Genomic DNA, 17,778 nt, shown 5'->3' with positions numbered 1-17,778 from the left:
GCGCTTACGAAGTACAAACGAGAGGCCGGGCGCTGGCTTTTGAAAGCCTCATCCCGGCTCTTAACAAAAGTATAGTTCAACCTAAAACCAACTGATATGGAAATGAAAGAAGTACACGCCAACCCGGCGTACAAAGTATTGGAAGTAACGCTGGATAGCGGGGAGAAAATGCCGCAGCATTATGCTTCCTCCGACGCCTTTCTCATCGTGACAAAAGGCAAGGCAAAGGTACAACTCCCGGACAGGGAAGAAGTGCTGGAACCCGGTACGCGGCTGCACATTTCGGCCAGCCTGCCCCATAGCCTGCAGGTAGAAGAAGAAGTGAAGGCATTTGTGGTACTGGCCGCTGATGCGCAGATAGAATTTACGGATTTCTGAACAGACAAAAAGCACTTGCTGCAATAAGCAATGAGAGAAGCCGGAAAGGAATGTTATTTCTTATGATATAACACCTGTTTGGTAACGGCCGGAGCTTTGAAAATTAAAGCCACTATATCTTCTGTACAGCCTTGAGCAGAGGTGCATCAATCCTTTGAAACAGCAACGTAATTGAATAAAAATGGAAACATTCTTAAATAAATCACTCAGTGCGATAGTAGCAGATGATTACAGAACAGCGGCTGTTTTCCAGAGATATGGAATAGCTTTCTGCTGCAAAGGGACAAGCACAATACAGGAGGCTTGTGAAACAAGAAAGCTTGACTTTGCTGAAGTTAAAAAGGAAGTTCTGGCCATTTATGCTAACAAAGAAACCACCGGAGCCGATTATACCTCCTGGCCTTTGCCGCTGCTGGCAGATTACATCGAAAAGAAACACCATCGCTATGTAATCGGCAAAATACCGGTTCTGAATGCTTACCTGGGTTTTATTACCACTGTACACAAGGCCCAACACCCGGAATTACAGGAGATTTATACTTTTTTCACCGAATCCGCAGCAGCATTGCAGCGCCACACAAAAGAACAGGAGGCAACACTTTTCCCTTCTATCAGGAAACTGTTCCACGCCGGGGCTGATATGCAAACTATGGCTGCCTCGGCTTCTGGCACCTTGCAAAATCTTATAGAGGCAATGATGAGCGAGCAGGAGCAGGAAGGAGAAAGATTTATGAAAATAGCTGAACTGAGCAACCAGTACAGGCCTCCTGCGGGTGCATGCCCAACCTACAAAGCTGCCTTTGCCACTTTACAGGAGTTCGAGAAAGACCTGCATACCCATATTCACCTCGAAAATAATATCCTCTTTCCGGGAGCCATGGAACAGGAGAAACAGTTGTTTCCGCACTAGGAGCGGGAGCCGGGCGAATAGGAATAACGTATAAGGCCAATCCTGCAAAGGACGCACGCAAGTATACCTAAAGCGCTGACGCTTTATTTTTGCAGCAAAATGTTAAAAGGGATAAGAATCATATGATATCCAAAGCATGTAAATACGGCATCCGGGCGGCAGTGTATGTGGCCACAAAGGCAGACAAAGGCGTAAAGCTGAACGTGAAGGATATTGCCCGCGAGGTAGATGCGCCTGAAGCCTTTACGGCTAAAATTCTGCAGATACTTAACAAGCATCGCATCATTACTTCGCTCAAAGGGCCCTATGGTGGCTTTTATATTGAGAACTACCAACTCAGCCAGCCGGTCATCAACATCGTAAATGCCATAGACGGTACGTCGGTTTTCTGGGAGTGCGGACTGGGCCTGAAGAAATGCTCTGAAACGCATCCTTGCCCCATGCACCATAAATTTAAAGCCGCCCGCGACTCCCTACGTGATATTTTCCAGAATACGACACTCGGGCAACTGGCCACCGAGATAAACGAAGGCACCGCCTTTATCAAGAACCTTACCTGAGTATTGCGGTATAAAATAGAGGCTTGTCGCGGAGCCGGTAACAAGTTGTTATACTTTAATAAACCCATTTGCTATGCATACCATGACCACCGTTTCGGAAGTATTAAACAAGCTCAAAAAGGAAGGCTATACTGTAGATTTTAACCTGGATGATAACTGCCTTATTTGCCACGGCAATGCTTTGCAAATCCATCCGGATGAGTTTGTAGTGGATGAATCTTACCGCTTCGAGGGTGTTTCGGATCCCGCCGATGAAGCAGTGGTGTATGCCATTTCCTCTACCAAGCACAACCTGAAAGGCACGCTGGTAAACGGCTACGGCATGTATAGCGAAAGTATGGCCGATGAGCTGGTGAAGGCGCTGAATGGGAATAGGCCTTCTTCAACTGCCGGAAAAGCAGATACTCTCGGCGAGAAGTATAACCAGGCCACGCCCCAGCGCCCCGCAGGCGACCGCCCGCTAAACGCCCCTTTGGTGGAGATGAACCTGAATGCCTTTCGGCAACAGATAAAACAGGAAAAAGCCTGGCAAAGTAGCGACCGGAACGCCATCACGCTGTTTAAGAGCGAGGGCATGCGCGTCGTTTTAGTAGCCCTGCACGAGGGTGCCGAAATGAAAACGCATACTGCGCCCGGCACTATCAGCGTGCAGGTGCTGGAGGGGCAGATCAGGTTCAGCACAGAACAACAGGTGGCCGAAATGAGCGTAGGACAAATGCTGACGCTCCAGCCCGGAATTCCGCACAGCGTACTGGCCCGCCAGGAATCGGTGTTCCTGCTGACGCTTGCAATTTCTCCGGCAGGTAAATAAAGCTAAAGCCAGCCTGCTGTTTCTGATTTCGCGTCAGAAAAGCTTGCCATTATCATTCAAAGAGCCAGATCAGGGAAGGCAGGACTTTATCGCTCCAAAGTATGGCAAAGTAGCAGAACTTCACCATGCACCATTACAGTCAGGGCTAGCCGGGTATAGCCAAGTGCGGCGGCAACTTATCGGCAAAATCGTGGAACTGGTGATGCCCGTACTTTTATAAGATTAGCTGCTTTTACTCTTATGGCGAAGACTTGTACTGTAGACAATGCTGTGCCGGAATGTGTGACGCCGGAAGCAGGTGCCATATGTATGGCAATGTTTCCTAAGCAGCCGCTCATCGGCTGGCTAAACTATTTGGAACAAAAAAAGGACTGCCCTTACCGGCTTTGCGAAGCTGGTAAGGGCAGTCCTTTTTTGTTCGATTTCAGGTTTAGGAAAGAACCAGGTTAGCCGGCCCGAATTCCTCATAGTGTATGGCCTCCGGGCTGATTCCCATCGCCGCGAGGTCTTCAAACTGCTTTCGGATAAAGGGGGCCGGACCGCAAACATAATAATCCGCATCCTCCAAAACAGCCTCCTCTTTTAACAGGTCCAGTTCCACAATTCCTTCATAGTAGCCATCCACCTGCATCTCAGCGTCCAGCGAATCATAGAAGATGTGCTTTTGCAGCTTGCCGTGGCGTGCCTCCAGCGTGGTAAGTGGTTCACGGAAAGCATGCACTTTCTTGTTCCGGCAACCGTGCACCCACACAATCTCCCGGCTGCTGTCGGTGCTGGTCAGGTACTCGAGCATACTTAACAGCGGGGTCTGGCCCACACCGCCACTTATAAATACCACCGGTGTCAGCTTGTCTGTATCCATGGTAAAATCACCTGCCGGCGGCGCTACTTCCAGCACATCGCCTTCCTGCACCGCATCGTGCAGCCTGTTGCTGATCATGCCATTGGGATGGGTTGTTGATCCTGCTTCCTTTTTAATGGAAATACGGTAGTAGCTGCCATTCGGGGCACTTGAAAGGCTATACTGCCGGGGCTGAAACAGGTTCAGTTCCGGCAGAAACAGCCGTATGCTGATGTACTGGCCCGGCAGGAAATCCGCCACTGTTCCACCGTCGGCAGGGTAGAGGTAGAAAGACGTGATCTCCTCCGATTCCTTTATTTTCTGCTTCACAATGAAAGGCCGCCAGCCGGTCCAGCCTCCTTCTTTGGCTACTGCGTCGCTGTACAGGTTCTTTTCAAGTCCGGTCATCAGATCAGCCAGTTGTTGATAGGCTATACCCCAGGCACTGATCAGTTCCGGTGTTGCACTTTCTCCCAGAACTTCGCTGATAGAGGCAAGCAAGTGTTTGCCTACAATGGCATAATGCTCCGGGCGGATGTCGAGACTTATGTGTTTATGGCCGATTTTAGTCACGGCTTGAACCAGGACAGAAGGGTCCTCGATATTCTCTGCATAGGCCAGCACTGCCATTGCCAGCGACAGCTGCTGCTTGCCGCTCCCCTGGTTGCCCATGTTAAACACGTTCTTTAATTCGGGGTTATGCTGAAACATGCGGCTGTAAAAATGGGTGGTTAAGGTTACGCCATGCTCTCTCAACACCGGCACTGTAGCCTTAATCAACTCTTTTTGTTCCGTCGTAATCATATCTATTATGTTTGATGTTGCATCAAAGTTGCAACATCAAAGCCGGTAAAAAAATGACATCCGTCACTCCGGGGCTTTTATACTACTTTAACAGGCATGCGTACAATATAAAGCACTTCTTCCATTCGCAACTATTAGCGCGTTGCTGTTATATTGTAAGGGACGGTTATACCCGGTATAGGGCGCTGGAATATTTAACACGCCGTACTAGCAAGCTAAGCTTTTTGAAGTATAACCGAGCAGAAAGCCATGAAGTATAGCTGAGCTATGGGCTCCTTAAATACGGCTCAGAATTCCCACGATCTTTTAATAGTCAGATTTTACCTGCTACATAGCCTGTTGCAACTGCTCTACTGCCTTCACCGTCTCTGCAGGATTCGTGCCCAGGCCTTCCTGCTGGTATATGATTTCTCCTGCTGTGTTTAGCACGGTGATGACGTTGGAGTGAGAGATATTGCCTTCAAAATCGTTTGTATACTTCACATTCAGGAGGGCGGCCAGTTCCTGTATGTTGTCCGGCTGGCTGGTCAGGAGGGTCCATCGGCGGGCATCCAGGTGGTGGGCGGCGGCAAATGCTTTAAGCCTGGCTGGTGTGTCGCGGGTAGGGTCCAGTGTTACGAGAGTGATGCCCAGTTCTTCGGGCTTATACTTGCGGAGCGCGTGTTCGAGTACCTGCAAATCGGCAATGGTTCTGGGGCAGGCGTAACCGCAGCTGGTATAAATCATGGCTACGAGCTGTACTTTGCCGCGCAGCTTTTCGAGCTTTATAGGTTGCTTATCCTGGTTGGTCCAGTCAGATGCCAGGTTGTAGAGCGAGAGGTCAGTGAGGGCACCGGTGGTGTTAGCAACAGTAGTTGCAGTTGTTTTGCCGGCAGCTGCAGCGGTTGGTTTTACGCAGCAGCTGTGCCCGGCTTGCTCGCAGGCAGTAAAGCTTAGTGTCAGCGCCAGGAACAGGAAATAAGTGAAGCGTTTCATATCTGTAATATTAAGATTTATACTTTGAGAGGTTGCTTAGATTCCGGGGAGCTCAGGTTCAAAGAAGTTGTCATCCCCCTACCCCCTTCAAAGGGGGACGCTCTGAATACATTTACATTTAATTTATTTAAAATTACCTGGAAAGTCCCCCTTTGAAAGGGAGTAGGGGGATGATTACATTATCAAATAAGCCCATTGCTACCTCTTTGCCAGCTGTGTATTTATACTTTGGGCACACCGGAAACCAAGGTTCCCGACGGTGTAGTTAGGTTTTAAACTGGAGCGGAAGGCGTAGCGCATAAAAGCTACATAGTTTTTAACGTTGGTCGCGCTGCTGGCCCCGGCGCCGCAAAATTGTTGCTGATTGTTGCTCTCCGTGGTCCGGGCATCGCTTACCAGCATGGTTGAGTTGTAATCTGCCGTCCATTCCCACACCAGCCCAATCATACCATACACACCATAGTAGTTCCGAAAGCTGCTTTGCACTGAAGGCAGGTATTCCGGGTTTGGCTGGCTGTACCACTCCAGGCTGCGCTGGTAGAATTTTTCATCGTTGGTCGCATCCGCCTTTGTTTCGCTGGCCAGTGCGGCGTACTCCCATTCATTTACCGTCGGCAAGCGCTTGCCCTGGCATTCGCAATAAGCTTTGGCTGCAAACCACGACACATTGATTACCGGGCTGTTGTTGATTTTTGCTGCGTCGGTACCTATACTTTGGCCGGTGGTCCAATGGCGCAGGTACTGGGCATCGGCAAAGATTCTTTTTACTTCTGATTTGCGCCATTTCGGGTTCTGCTGCACAAAGGCGAGGAACTCAGCGTTTGTTACCGGGAATTTATCCAGCTGAAATCCTTTTACAGGAACAGCGGTTTTGCCGGCACCATAGAGCGGCACAAACGTGCCGCCCTTGATACGTGCCATAGTTGCTGGAGCACTCTTTTGTGCCAGCGCCAAGTGGCAGGTGCTCAGTACCAGCATCAGGATAAAAAGCTGTCGTGCCATGGGTTTAGTTTTATTCTTTACTGATTGCTTTTGTTTTAATCACCTCTTCCGTGGTCACCACGCCGCCCTTGTTGCCCCAGCTGTTCAGTACAAAGGTGAGCACGTTCGCTACCTCTTCGTCAGATAGTTGCAGCTTCGGCATGGTGCTGTTGTAAAGCTGGCCGTTTACTTTTATCTGTCCTTCCAAACCATTCGATACAACTCCGATGGCGCGGTGCACGTCGGCATTCAGGAAATCGGATTTGGCGAGCGGCGGGAAAGCGCCTTTCACACCCTGACCCTCGGCCTGGTGACAAGCCTGGCAGTTGCGGGCGAAAATGGCTTTACCCAGTGCAATGCGTTCTTCTTTGCTCTCGGCCACAGGTGCCGCCGGTGCTTTGGCTGTTGGCATTTCCTGGATGGTACCGCCTTCGGGCAGGTAGATTTTATCGAGTATCTGGCCGGAGTATATTTCCTTGTTTTCAGGACCTTCTACTTTCAGCATGCCCAGTGCCCCTTTGTTAAAGGCCCGGAAGATGGCGTGGTCTACCAGCACGTAGTTGCCCGGTACATCGGTTTTAAACTCTGCAATGGCTGCGCCACCAGCAGGTATCAGCGTCGTTTGCACGTTAGATTTTGTGGTGAAGCTGCCCTCGGGGTACACCGTATCGAAGATTTCGCCGATGAGGTGGAAAGAAGAAACCATACCGGGGCCGCCGTTGCCCACATACAGGCGTACTTTTTCACCGGTCTTCGCTTTGAGGGCATTTTCGCCGGTCAGGGCGCTCACCGAGCCGTTAAACACCACATAAGTAGGTTTTTCGTCCATTGCTTTCTTCATATCGAAGGGTTGCAAACCGGGGTCGCCGAAATCGCCTTTGGTGTAAAAATCGCCCTGCATCACATAAAATTCCTTGTCTACAGTAGCCATACCTTCTTCGGGCTCTACCAGTATCAGGCCATACATGCCGTTGGCAATGTGCATGCCTACCGGAGCCGTAGCGCAGTGGTATACATACAGGCCGGAGTTGAGGGCTTTGAAAGAAAATACAGTTTCGTGACCTGGTGCGGTAAAGGTAGAGTTGGCGCCGCCACCCGGGCCGGTTACCGCGTGCAGGTCTATGTTGTGTGGGTTCTTGCTGTCAGGGTGGTTCATGAGGTGAAACTCTACCTCATCGTTCTGGCGGATACGGATGAACTTACCAGGCACGGTGCCGCCAAAGGTCCAGAAGGTATAATCCACGCCATCGGCCAGTTGCTTCACAACCTCTTTTACCTCGAGGCGCACAATAACTTTGGCTGGGTGCTTGCGGGTGATAAGAGCCGGCACCTGTGGCGGGGAGGTAAGTTCAGCCTCCACAACCGGCAACTCTTTGGAAACGCTGGCGCCGGCGGACAGCACGCTCTCTGCTTCCGAGGCTTGGGTACTGCAGGAACTGAGAATGCCAGCACTGTAGATGGCCACGCTCAGCAAGTATACTGCTCTGTTTACTAAAGACCGTTTCATGATCGTAGGTGTTAAGATAGATTTCTTATGACAAAGGTATAGCAGGGCTGCTGTCTGCAGGATGACGCTGGTCATACTACCCACTGATCTTCATCATAAGTGATGCAGTAGGAGGGAGGGAATGATAAAAGCAGGCCTGCTATACTTAGCCAGCAGCGCTTTAGACGTGTGGCAGTATCAGACTTTAAGTTTATGCCTGCTGCTTTCTTCTGGCCAGGCGGTAGTAGTTATACCTGGCCGAATCATAAAGGAGGGTTACGAGCAGGAGAACGGCCGCAACAGCCAGTGTGCCCATCTCCAGCACCCCATGGATGTAACCGCCCAGCACGCAGCCCAGGAAAAAGAAGGTAATAATAACCAGCCGCAACCGGACGCTTTTAGTGAGCTTTGTGCGCTGCTCCTGTGTGCCCGGAAAACACAGTTGTGCCAGTTCGATGCCTAGGTCAGTAAACAGGCCGGTCAGGTGGGTAGTGCGCACCACCGATTTGGACACATGCGTCACCAGCGCGTTTTGCAGGCCCATCGAAAAAAGCATCAGCATGGCCACAAAGAAGCCACTCGCGTCGCTGCCAAGTATAAAGTTGCCGGTGAGGCCAAGCACAAACAGGATCAGGATTTCGGCCGCCATCGGTGCCACATGCGGATTTTTGTAACCCTTGCGGAGGGAAAGGTGTGTACTGAAACTGGAGGTAAAGGAACCTGCCAGAAATGCCAGGATATACAGCAGCGACAACCACGCAAGGCTATAGTGCTCCTGCTCGACGTCTTCAGCAAAAAAAGCAAAGTGGCCCGTTACATTGGTGGTGAGCGTATTGACCGACAGCACGCCGGTAATATTAACCATACCCGCAATAAAAGAGAGCGCGGCAGCCAGCTTGCGGTTGTGCTTAAACGTCCGGACTTTGCCCTGGTGGCGAAACATTTTAAAAAGGTATTACTTAGGGGTGCTGAATGTAAGGACTGAAAATTACATATTATTTGTATATCCGGGCCTTCCTTTGTGTTCTTAAAAGAGCTAAACCCACAAACCGGGTTTGTTTCCGGAATGTGGGTTTAGCTAAATGTACAAAAACTTATTTTACAATGTCCTTGCGTCTGGCCGAAGGGTAGTTTTCCTGTGAAATATCGACATCATCCTCCAGCGACCAACCGGTTTTCAGGCCGATGATAAACCAGCCCAGTGCTACCACGCCACCGGCAAACACGGTATCGCCTACCACGCGGAGCCAGCGCAATGTTTCCATGGTATCAGTTTGCATAAATTCCATGGAGCGGGCATACCACAAGCCGTATTCTACGCTGGCCCAGGTCTGCATCAGGCCAATGGGCAGCAGACTTATCAGAATCATCAAACTCAGGCCAATGTTGATGGACCAGAAAGCGAAGCTGATGACACCGTTTTTCCAGCGACGGCGCGCAGCCATACTTTTCAGCACGAACAGCATCAGGCCAATTCCAAGTATACCGTACACGCCGAATAAAGCTGCGTGGCCGTGCACCGCTGTTGTGTTCAGGCCCTGCATGTAGTAGAGCGCAATAGGCGGGTTGATGACGAAGCCAAACACACCGGCGCCCACCAGGTTCCAGAAAGCCACGGCAATGAAACAGTAAATAGGCCATTTATAGGCTTTGATCCATTCAGTGGCGCGGCTCAGCGTCAGGTTGTGATACGCCTCAAAACCGATGAGCACCAGCGGTACTACTTCCAGCGCACTAAAGGTAGCGCCCAGCGCCAGCACCGAAGTAGGCGTGCCGCTAAAGTATAAGTGGTGAAACGTACCGATGATACCGCCAAACAGGAAGATGATGGTAGAGAAGAGCACTGTACCCGTAGCAATTTTGGTCTGTAACAAACCCATCCGCACGAACAGGAAGGCAATCACCACTGTGGCAAATACCTCGAAGAAGCCTTCTACCCACAGGTGCACCACCCACCAGCGCCAGTACTCAGCAATGGCCAGGTTGGTATGCTGTCCCCACATTAAGCCGGCAGCGTAAAACAACGCAATAGCGATAGAGGAAATCAGGAACATGCCCAGCAGGTGGCGGCCTTCGGCCTGCGATTTAAAGGCTGGCCAGATAGCGCGCGTCATCAAAAACAACCACAGCACCAGGCCTACCAACAGGAATATCTGCCAGAAGCGGCCCAGGTCCACGTACTCATAGCCTTGGTGGCCAAACCAGAAGTTCTGGGTGTAGCCTAGTTTCTGCATCACGCCATACCATTGCCCAATCATGGAACCCGCCACGATGATGAGCAGACAGATAAAGAGGAAGTTAACGCCTAAACGCTGAAACTTTGGTTCATGCCCCGAAACTGCTGGTGCGATGTATAAACCAGTTGCCAGCCAGGAGGTAGCTATCCAGAGGATGGCCAGTTGCACGTGCCAGGTGCGGCTCACGGAATAGGGCAGAAAGTCGGCCAGCGGCAGCCCGTAGAGTTTCTGACCTTCCACGCCGTAGTGCGCTGTTACCACACCCATGGCAACCTGCACCAGTATCAGCGCGGTTACCGTCCAGAAATATTTGAGCGTGGCCCGCATGGACGGGGTGGCCTGCAACCCAAGCAAGGGGTCCTGCTGCGGGAGGTTGTTTACGTCCAGTTCTTCGTCGTTGTGCGAGGCATAATAGTAGGCCAGCAAACCGATGCCGGCAATCAGGATAATCACGCTAAAGCCTGTCCAGATGATCAGGTCGCTGCTGGGGCGATTGCCTACCAGCTCTTCGGCGGGCCAGTTGTTGGTATAGGTAACTTCGGAGCCGGGCCGCTCGGTTACGCAGGCCCAGGTAGCCCAAAAGAAAAAGGCATTCATCTGGCGCATGCGCTCGGGGTCTTTCACGGCATTGTCGGCAATGGCATAAGCCTCGCGGTATTCGGCCATAGCCGGGTCGTTGGTAAACAGGCCGGCATAAAACTGTCCTGTGTGGGCAATCGCCGCAGCGCGTGTATCGGACACCGTAATGGTGCCGGTGGCTTTGTTGTAGGTGTTGGCGCGGATCTGCTTCTGCAGGCGGGCCTGTAGTTGGGCCTTTGTTTCTACATCCAGTTGCGCATACGAAGTGCCTTTTGCCTGCTGCGCCCAGCTGTCAAGTATAAACATGGCCTCCTTGTGCAGCCAGTCAGCCGTCCAGTCGGGGGCAACGTAAGCGCCGTGGCCCCATACCGAGCCTAGTTCCTGGCCGCCAATCGACTGCCACACGTTCTGCCCGTTCCGGATATCTTCTCCGGTAAAGAGCACTTTGCCGGAGGCGGTTACTACTTTGTCCGGTATAGGTGGGGCCTGCCGGTAAATCTCGGAGCCATAGTAGCCCAGCACCGCAAATGAGCCGATGATCACAGCCAGAAACCCGAGCCAGAGTTTTTTGTACTTCATGGTAATATAATTTTAGTGTGACTTAAACCTGAGCAGGAGCTATTTAAATTAGAATGGGTTGCGCTGAACATTATATAACTGTTGCAACTGGCAATGCCCGCCATAACATACTTCTGCTTTCGTGGCCAAAGGTCCGGCAAGCATGCTGGCTTAAAAATGACAGAGATCATCTATAAAAGAGATTGAAGTCTTTTACACCGAAAGTGACCTTCCGCTGCTTTTGGCTCATCAATAATCACCAGGCGCCTAATCTGCTGCAAAGCACTCATACTATACCCGTTTCTTTTAGCCGTGCCAGCCAGAGTTGATCTTCTGCTTCCAGCAACTCATCCAGTACTAGAACCTGCTTTTCCAGCTGATCGGCAAATAGGGCGGGCAGTAACTGCTTGTAATAGCTGATGCCTTCCTGCAGGTTTTGCCAGAAGCTTTGCAGATATTTCTGCTGTTTGTCGGTGAGTGTTTCCAGCTGCTCGGCTTTCTTGTTTTTCCAGTAATCGATGTACATTTTCAGCTCGTTTATGAACACGTGCGGGCGATACGTTTGGTTAAGGGCATTAAAGCGGCCATAGATGTGGTCTACCATCTCCTGCAACCTGAACACGCCCGAGAAAAAGGCCAGGTTAGGACCAGGGCAAATGGTAACAGCATTTGAGGCGGCTTTTTTGCCGATCCGGAGCTGTTGAAGCGCGGCATTTGCCAAACCATCGCAGAGACACTCTTTGGCCAGCACTTTGGCTTCTTCGGCCAGGTATACATGGGGAGCTAAGTTCTGTGCCTGCAGCTGCACCAATTTTCGGCGCTGGTATTTGCGCGAAGCAGTGCAGATGGGCTCGCTGGTAAATTCGGTGTTTGATACCAGGTGCTTTTTGATGCAGGGACTGCCCGGCTTTCCTTTGGCAATGCGCTCCTGTTTCTGCTGTTCGCTGGATGTGCCGCGCAGGGCATTGAATGGAACTCCCAAAGGTGAAATAGGACTCAGGTACAGGTCATCAGATGTAGCCTGCACAAGTTTCGCTAGTGTGTCGTCATCTACGGTGGTGGCTTCGGGCACCAGCAGGAAGGGCGTTCCCCAGCCGGTGGCATCCAGTTCATAGTGGCGGAGCATAAACGCGTTTTCCTCCGCTGTGCCCAGTCCGCCCTGCACGGTGATGCGTTGGACGGGCGGATTTTGTGAAACAGGTAAACCTTTGCCAGCCAGTGCCGCGCTGCACATACTATAGAGCTCCGAACGCATGGCCTGCCGGTTCTGCTTAAACTCCTCCAGTATTGGTCCCAGCAGATAACCATCCGTTGCAAAGGCATGGCCGCCACAGTTCAATCCCGACTCTATCCGGAACTCCGATACCCAGATTCCTTTTTTAGCTAGGATCTTACCCTGCACAAAGGCAGAACGGTAATCGCTTACTTTGATGATGATCTGCTTTTCGGACGTACCCTTTTTATCCGGGAAAAAGCACGGGAACTGCTCCAGGTAACTATACAGCCGCATGTTCATCCCGGCCGAAAAAACAACCGAAGCACGAACTGTGCTATGGGCAAAACCACGCAGCGCCGCCAGCGCATCCGAATACTCGGCTGGCAGCGGCTCCCCGCTTTTCGCATAATTTGTTTTGTCGAGCTTGGTCATGATGTTGATGTCGATACTCCCGGGCACAACGGCCTCGCGCAGCGCCTGCTGCAGATGGTGCTTCTGCTCCGCATCCACGGTTTGCCGCATTTGTAAGTATAAAGCCTGCAAAGGCGAGCTATCCGGCAGCAACTCAAAGTATGTGGTAAGATCAGAACCGGGTATAAAATCCTGCTGCCGGAGGCCGTGTACCTGTTCCTGTACCAGGTTATCCAGCAGGTTGAGGTAAGTCGTGATGCGCCGGGCGCGGTAATCTTCCTGGTCGATGGTAATGGGTGTGTAGGTGCGCTGGTACTGCTGGCTGTAGTGAGCGCGCATCTGCTCCAGCAGGCTGTCGTCGCCCACCGAAACAACCGACGAAATGCCAAAGCGGGCTACTTTTAAAGGAGAATCAACGGTAAAAGCCAGGCCCATAACGGGGATGTGGAAGGTGTGTGGGGAGTTTGGGTACATGTGGCAATATTTAAGATGTGTTGTGGTTGCAGTTTGAAAGCATGGCAAGGTAGGTGGGGAGGAGGGTGCCCCTGAATGAGCAGCAACAGCTGCCGGCATGACTTATATCATTGCAATATTCAGAAGTATAAATAATGACGAACGGCACCGGAAAACCAGGCAGGAAATGATAAGCGTCATTTACAAGGCGGCTGTATAAGATTAAACTTGCAAAAAGCGTTTGACAGATGAATTTGTATACAACATCAGCCCCGACGATGCGAAACCCGCACTCTTATGAGGCATACAGAAGCGAGATGGGGGAACTGGTAAGGCAGCAGAAAACAACAGGACCGGAACAGACCGAAGAGCAGATTGGCTACACCAAACTGGATTTGCAGGGCCTGAAGCGGGTAGAAAAACAGTTGGTGCCTTTTGCTTTAAAACGTAATTGGTTGTTGGTAGCGCTGGCAAACCTGGTGGTAGTGGCCTGTTTGGGCCTGCTGCTGCGCTGGATGTTTGTGGCGCCCATTGCGGCCATCAACTATAAGTTTTTACTGCACGGGCACTCGCATGTGGCTTTGCTGGGCTGGCTGTACTCGGCACTTTTTGTAGCGTTGCTGTATGCTTACCTGCCACCTGAAGTGCAGCGTAAAAAAGTATACGCCCGGCAATTCTGGCTGTCGCAGGGGGCAGTGGCAGGCATGCTGGTGAGTTTTCCGCTGCAGGGCTACGCCTTGTTTTCCATCACTTTCTCCACGCTGCACATCCTGCTGAGCTATTGGTTTATCTACCAGTTTCTGCGCGATGCCAAGGATCTGAACCTGAGTCAGGGCCCGCATGGTTTCTCCTTTAAATTTATACGTGCCGCCCTCTTCTTTCTAGGGCTTTCCACGCTGGGGCCCTGGGCCATGGGCCCGATTATGGCTACCGGCCACATTGGCGACAGCTTATACTTTAACGCCATTTATTTTTACCTGCACTTCCAATACAACGGCTGGTTTACGTTTGCCGTGCTGGGCCTGCTGTGCTGGCTGCTCGAGAAGTATGACCTGCGTTTTAACCGGAAGCCGGCGCTTGCTTTTTTCCGGTGGATGTTCTGGTCCTGCCTGCCTGCTTACGTGCTTTCGGTACTCTGGACAAAACCCGCTGCTATACTTTACATAGTGGGCGGGGCGGCAGCTTTCGGGCAGGTGGTGGGTCTGGTACTGCTGGTGCGCCTGCTTTATCCTTTACGCAAATCTTTCTTCGGTTTGTTTGATAACTGGAGCCGGGGAGCGCTGCTGCTGTCCGCACTGGCCTTTATTTTGAAAATACTGATGCAGTTCTCCACGGCTTTCCCCTACATGGCCGACCTGGCGTACCGGCAGCGCAACTTTGTGATTGGCTACCTGCACCTGGTATTGCTGGGCTTTGTGAGCCTGATTGTTTTTGCCTTTTTCGCGCAGCGGGGCTGGCTGAACTTTAAATCAAGTATGAGCCGCTGGGGCAGTAGCCTCTTTTTAATTGGACTCATAGGCAGCGAAGCGCTCCTTTTTCTGCAGGGCGTGCTTTACTGGGCCGGTGCCGGCATGTTGCCGCATTATTTCGGGCTTTTGTTCAGCATTAGTATTGCGCTGCCTCTCGGAATCCTGCTGTTTTTCGCAGCGCAGTTCTTAAGGCGTAAAAGTATAACCAGGCAGCCCAAAGCCATATCGGAGTTACAGCATAGCGAAGTATAAAAAGCCTTCGTAGGATGGGTCGGAACCTGCCCAATCGTGCACCGGCAATCGTTCCTCAATTTGTCTGAATCAGAATTATAGAATTTACAGGATTTTATAACAACAGCCATTTGCTATACCTGCTGCGGTGTTTTATAGCAGGGACAGGTCGCAACCTGCCCCTACGAATTCTTGTTTTGTAACAGCCTCTTCTTCAGCCTTTCCTTAAAAGATGACGAACATCATTTCCATAGAAGACATTTGTCTCTTTTATTAAGCGGGAGGTTCTATACTTTTACATCGTTGATTATTTACAGCTAAACTTATTCAAAAGACAAAAACAAATACCATGGAGAATACAGCAACCATCGAGATTCTGGATGTAACGGTAATAGAACCGCGTTTAAAACACCCTACCATTTTCGACCGTTTCGATAACCTGCAGGGCGGCGAAGGTTTCATCATCCACAACGACCACGACCCCAAGCCGGTATATTACCAGCTGCTGGGTGAGCGCGGCAATATTTTTAAATGGGAGTACCTGGAGCAAGGTCCCGAAGTATGGGAAGTGCTCATTACCAAGCTGAACCTGGAAGCCGGCGACACCGTGGGCGACCTGGTAGCCAAAGATTTCCGTAAGGCGCAGGTGTTTAAAAAGTATGGCATTGATTTCTGCTGCGGCGGTAAAAAATCCATCAAACAGGTATGCGAAGAAAAAGGCCTGGACCCGAATAAAGTAGAACAAGAACTGAATGCCCTGCCCGACGCCAACACCACCAACGAAACCGATTATGCCAGCTGGGAGCTTTCTTTCCTGGCCGATTACATCGTGAACGTGCACCATAAGTATGTGCGTGAGGCCATTCCGGCGCTTTATGAGTATACTTCTAAAATTGCCCGTGTGCACGGCAAAAATCATCCCGAGCTGTTCGACATTGCCAGGCACTTTGCCAATGTGGCCAGCGAACTGGAAAGCCACATGCCGAAAGAAGAGCGCGTGCTTTTCCCCTTCATCAAACAGCTGGACGAAGCGAAAAAGAGCAACATAAAGCTCGATAAGCCTGCTTTTGGATCCATCCAGCATCCTATCAACATGATGGAGATGGAGCACGAGGTAGCCGGAAACGATATGGAAGCGATACGTGAACTGAGCGGCAACTATACTCTGCCCGCTGATGCCTGCGCTACCTATACCGTTGCCTTTAAAAAGCTGCAGGAATTTGAAGACGACCTGCACCGCCACATCCACCTCGAGAACAACATCCTGTTCCCGAAAGCGGTGGAACTGGAGAAGGAAATTGTTAAATAAATTTGTCTGAATCAGGATTTACAGGATGTTAGGATTAAGGGGATTTTTGAGAATACTCCTTCAGGAGAAATCATCCCCCTACCTCCTTCAAAGGGGGTAGGGGGATGATAATCTCTGTGAAGTATAAATAGTTTTCTGAGAATAAAAGGAGTAGCGAATTTATACTTCATTCTATCAAAAAAATCCTGCTAATCCTTACATCCTGTAAATCCTGATTCTAACTAATAAAGCCATGGAAAAGTCCGAAAAAAATCCGCAGAAAAGAGACAAGAGCTTGGTGCCGCTCTCCCGGGAGCACCACTTTAGCTTGCTGTTTTGCTGGAAGCTGCGGCAGGGGCTCAAGAACGGAACCGGCCCGGAGGTGATGCGTGGGTATGTGCGCTACTTCTGGGAAAACAACCTGAAAGAGCACTTTGAAGAGGAAGAATGGCTGCTGAAGCGGCTGCTACCCGCCAGCGACGCGCTGTATATCCGCATTATGGAAGAGCATCGCCTGCTGCGCGAGATTATTCATCTGGTTAATACCGGGGACCGCCAAATAAATGAGCTGCTCCAGACACTGCAACAGGACCTGAACGACCACATCCGCTGGGAAGAACGGGAGCTGTTCCCCTACATGCAGGCAGCCGCCAACTCCGACGATCTGGAACTGGCTGGCAAGCTGCTGGAGCACAGGCACACCGTGCGCACCGATGATTTTACACCTGAATTCTGGGTAAACCGCAAAAACTGAAGTATAACCATGCACCTGGCAGCTAACACAAAGATATCGGCTATCCTGAAGGCCAACCCGGCTGCGATAGAAGCGATTGCCGGTATCAGTAATCACTTCGAAAAGCTTCGCAACCCTTTGCTGCGCAAGATATTGGCCTCGCGTGTAAGTATAGCCGACGCCGCCCGCATAGGCGGATGCCGGGTGGAGGATTTCTATGAAAGGCTGGCGCCGTTTGGCTTCACCACAGTGCCTGTTGCTGTGCCGGAAAGTATAGCGGCAACTCCGAATGCTGCTGCCGGAAAGCCTGAGTTTCTGCGGAAGTTATCGTTCGAAAGTATCATCTCGTTGGATGTGCGCGAAAAGATTGCTTCCGGCAACGACCCTTTCCGGCTGATAATGGATGCGGTAAATAACCTGGCAGCGGGCAAGGCGCTGTTGCTCATCAACACCTTTGAGCCGACGCCTTTGCTGGCTATACTTAAAAAGAAAGGCTTAAGCTACTTTGTAGAAACGTTGAGCCCGGAGCTGGTGCATACTTACTTCTGGCACAACACTACTGCCAAACCACCTTCTGAAGCTGTGCCGCAGCCGGGCGCTGCTGCTGATTTTGAAGATTTGCTCGCTACGTACGCCGGAAAAGTACGCCGCGTGGACGTGCGTCCCCTCGAAATGCCACAACCTATGGTAACGATTTTGCGGGAACTGGAGCAACTGCCATCGTCCGAAGCTTTGTATGTGCTGCACAAGCGTGTGCCGCAGTTCCTGCTGCCACAGCTGCAGGAGCGGGGCTTTGCCGTCAGTATAAAAGAGGCAGGTCCCGGCGAAGTATACTTGCTTATCTATAAAAAATAACG

At 51.1% G+C, this 17,778-nt stretch carries 16 protein-coding genes; 9 read left to right on the top strand and 7 right to left on the bottom strand.

Annotated features, from left to right (window positions below):
- Nucleotides 1-96: 96 nt before the first annotated feature.
- The 5 genes from I2I11_RS12615 to I2I11_RS12595 all read left to right on the top strand — a co-directional run bounded on the left by I2I11_RS12615 (nucleotide 97) and on the right by I2I11_RS12595 (nucleotide 2,879).
- Complete coding sequence (locus I2I11_RS12615; protein WP_196268081.1) at nucleotides 97-378, top strand: cupin domain-containing protein; 282 nt, start codon at nucleotides 97-99, stop codon at nucleotides 376-378.
- A 181-nt stretch (nucleotides 379-559) separates the two neighbouring features.
- Nucleotides 560-1,288 carry a DUF542 domain-containing protein gene (locus tag I2I11_RS12610; protein ID WP_196268080.1) on the top strand — a complete coding sequence of 243 codons (729 nt, stop codon included), beginning with the start codon at nucleotides 560-562 and terminating at the stop codon, nucleotides 1,286-1,288.
- A 122-nt stretch (nucleotides 1,289-1,410) separates the two neighbouring features.
- Nucleotides 1,411-1,848 carry an RrF2 family transcriptional regulator gene (locus tag I2I11_RS12605; RefSeq protein WP_196268079.1) on the top strand — a complete coding sequence of 146 codons (438 nt, stop codon included), beginning with the start codon at nucleotides 1,411-1,413 and terminating at the stop codon, nucleotides 1,846-1,848.
- Nucleotides 1,849-1,921: 73 nt separating this feature from the next.
- Nucleotides 1,922-2,659, top strand: coding sequence for a cupin domain-containing protein (locus I2I11_RS12600; RefSeq protein WP_196268078.1), 738 nt, complete (start codon nucleotides 1,922-1,924; stop codon nucleotides 2,657-2,659).
- A gap of 43 nt (nucleotides 2,660-2,702) precedes the next feature.
- A complete protein-coding gene (locus I2I11_RS12595; protein WP_196268077.1) occupies nucleotides 2,703-2,879 on the top strand; it encodes a hypothetical protein in 177 nt (58 codons plus the stop codon).
- A gap of 210 nt (nucleotides 2,880-3,089) precedes the next feature.
- Here the strand turns inward: I2I11_RS12595 and hmpA are convergent, their stop codons facing one another.
- The 7 genes from hmpA to I2I11_RS12560 all read right to left on the bottom strand — a co-directional run bounded on the left by hmpA (nucleotide 3,090) and on the right by I2I11_RS12560 (nucleotide 13,221).
- Complete coding sequence (gene hmpA / locus I2I11_RS12590) at nucleotides 3,090-4,304, bottom strand: NO-inducible flavohemoprotein (RefSeq protein WP_230680233.1); 1,215 nt, start codon at nucleotides 4,302-4,304, stop codon at nucleotides 3,090-3,092.
- A 327-nt stretch (nucleotides 4,305-4,631) separates the two neighbouring features.
- Nucleotides 4,632-5,279, bottom strand: coding sequence for an SCO family protein (locus tag I2I11_RS12585; RefSeq protein ID WP_196268076.1), 648 nt, complete (start codon nucleotides 5,277-5,279; stop codon nucleotides 4,632-4,634).
- A gap of 198 nt (nucleotides 5,280-5,477) precedes the next feature.
- Nucleotides 5,478-6,281: a formylglycine-generating enzyme family protein gene (locus I2I11_RS12580; protein ID WP_230680230.1), complete on the bottom strand. Its 804-nt coding sequence runs from the start codon at nucleotides 6,279-6,281 to the stop codon at nucleotides 5,478-5,480.
- 10 nt (nucleotides 6,282-6,291) lie between these two features.
- The gene (gene nirK / locus I2I11_RS12575) at nucleotides 6,292-7,767 is read right to left on the bottom strand and encodes a copper-containing nitrite reductase (RefSeq protein WP_196268075.1); all 1,476 of its coding nucleotides are present in this window, start codon (nucleotides 7,765-7,767) and stop codon (nucleotides 6,292-6,294) included.
- A gap of 190 nt (nucleotides 7,768-7,957) precedes the next feature.
- A complete protein-coding gene (locus I2I11_RS12570; RefSeq protein ID WP_196268074.1) occupies nucleotides 7,958-8,689 on the bottom strand; it encodes a YoaK family protein in 732 nt (243 codons plus the stop codon).
- Nucleotides 8,690-8,840: 151 nt separating this feature from the next.
- On the bottom strand, nucleotides 8,841-11,141 hold the full coding sequence (locus I2I11_RS12565; RefSeq protein ID WP_196268073.1) for a nitric-oxide reductase large subunit: 2,301 nt from the start codon (nucleotides 11,139-11,141) through the stop codon (nucleotides 8,841-8,843).
- 265 nt (nucleotides 11,142-11,406) lie between these two features.
- Nucleotides 11,407-13,221 (bottom strand): hypothetical protein, encoded by a 1,815-nt coding sequence (locus I2I11_RS12560; RefSeq protein ID WP_196268072.1) that lies wholly within the window; start codon nucleotides 13,219-13,221, stop codon nucleotides 11,407-11,409.
- Between the two features lie 257 nt (nucleotides 13,222-13,478).
- Between I2I11_RS12560 and I2I11_RS12555 the strand changes: the two genes are divergently transcribed.
- The 4 genes from I2I11_RS12555 (at nucleotide 13,479) to I2I11_RS12540 (ending at nucleotide 17,776) form a co-directional block, all read left to right on the top strand.
- The gene (locus tag I2I11_RS12555) at nucleotides 13,479-14,921 is read left to right on the top strand and encodes a hypothetical protein (protein ID WP_196268071.1); all 1,443 of its coding nucleotides are present in this window, start codon (nucleotides 13,479-13,481) and stop codon (nucleotides 14,919-14,921) included.
- Between the two features lie 328 nt (nucleotides 14,922-15,249).
- On the top strand, nucleotides 15,250-16,209 hold the full coding sequence (ric, locus tag I2I11_RS12550; RefSeq protein ID WP_196268070.1) for an iron-sulfur cluster repair di-iron protein: 960 nt from the start codon (nucleotides 15,250-15,252) through the stop codon (nucleotides 16,207-16,209).
- Between the two features lie 232 nt (nucleotides 16,210-16,441).
- The gene (locus tag I2I11_RS12545) at nucleotides 16,442-16,942 is read left to right on the top strand and encodes a hemerythrin domain-containing protein (RefSeq protein ID WP_196268069.1); all 501 of its coding nucleotides are present in this window, start codon (nucleotides 16,442-16,444) and stop codon (nucleotides 16,940-16,942) included.
- A 9-nt stretch (nucleotides 16,943-16,951) separates the two neighbouring features.
- Nucleotides 16,952-17,776 carry a DUF2249 domain-containing protein gene (locus I2I11_RS12540; protein WP_196268068.1) on the top strand — a complete coding sequence of 275 codons (825 nt, stop codon included), beginning with the start codon at nucleotides 16,952-16,954 and terminating at the stop codon, nucleotides 17,774-17,776.
- Nucleotides 17,777-17,778 lie beyond the last annotated feature (2 nt).

The sequence above is a fragment of the Pontibacter rufus genome (assembly GCF_015694705.1).
Lineage (GTDB): Bacteria > Bacteroidota > Bacteroidia > Cytophagales > Hymenobacteraceae > Pontibacter > Pontibacter rufus.
This window is presented reverse-complemented; position numbering and strand designations above follow the sequence as displayed.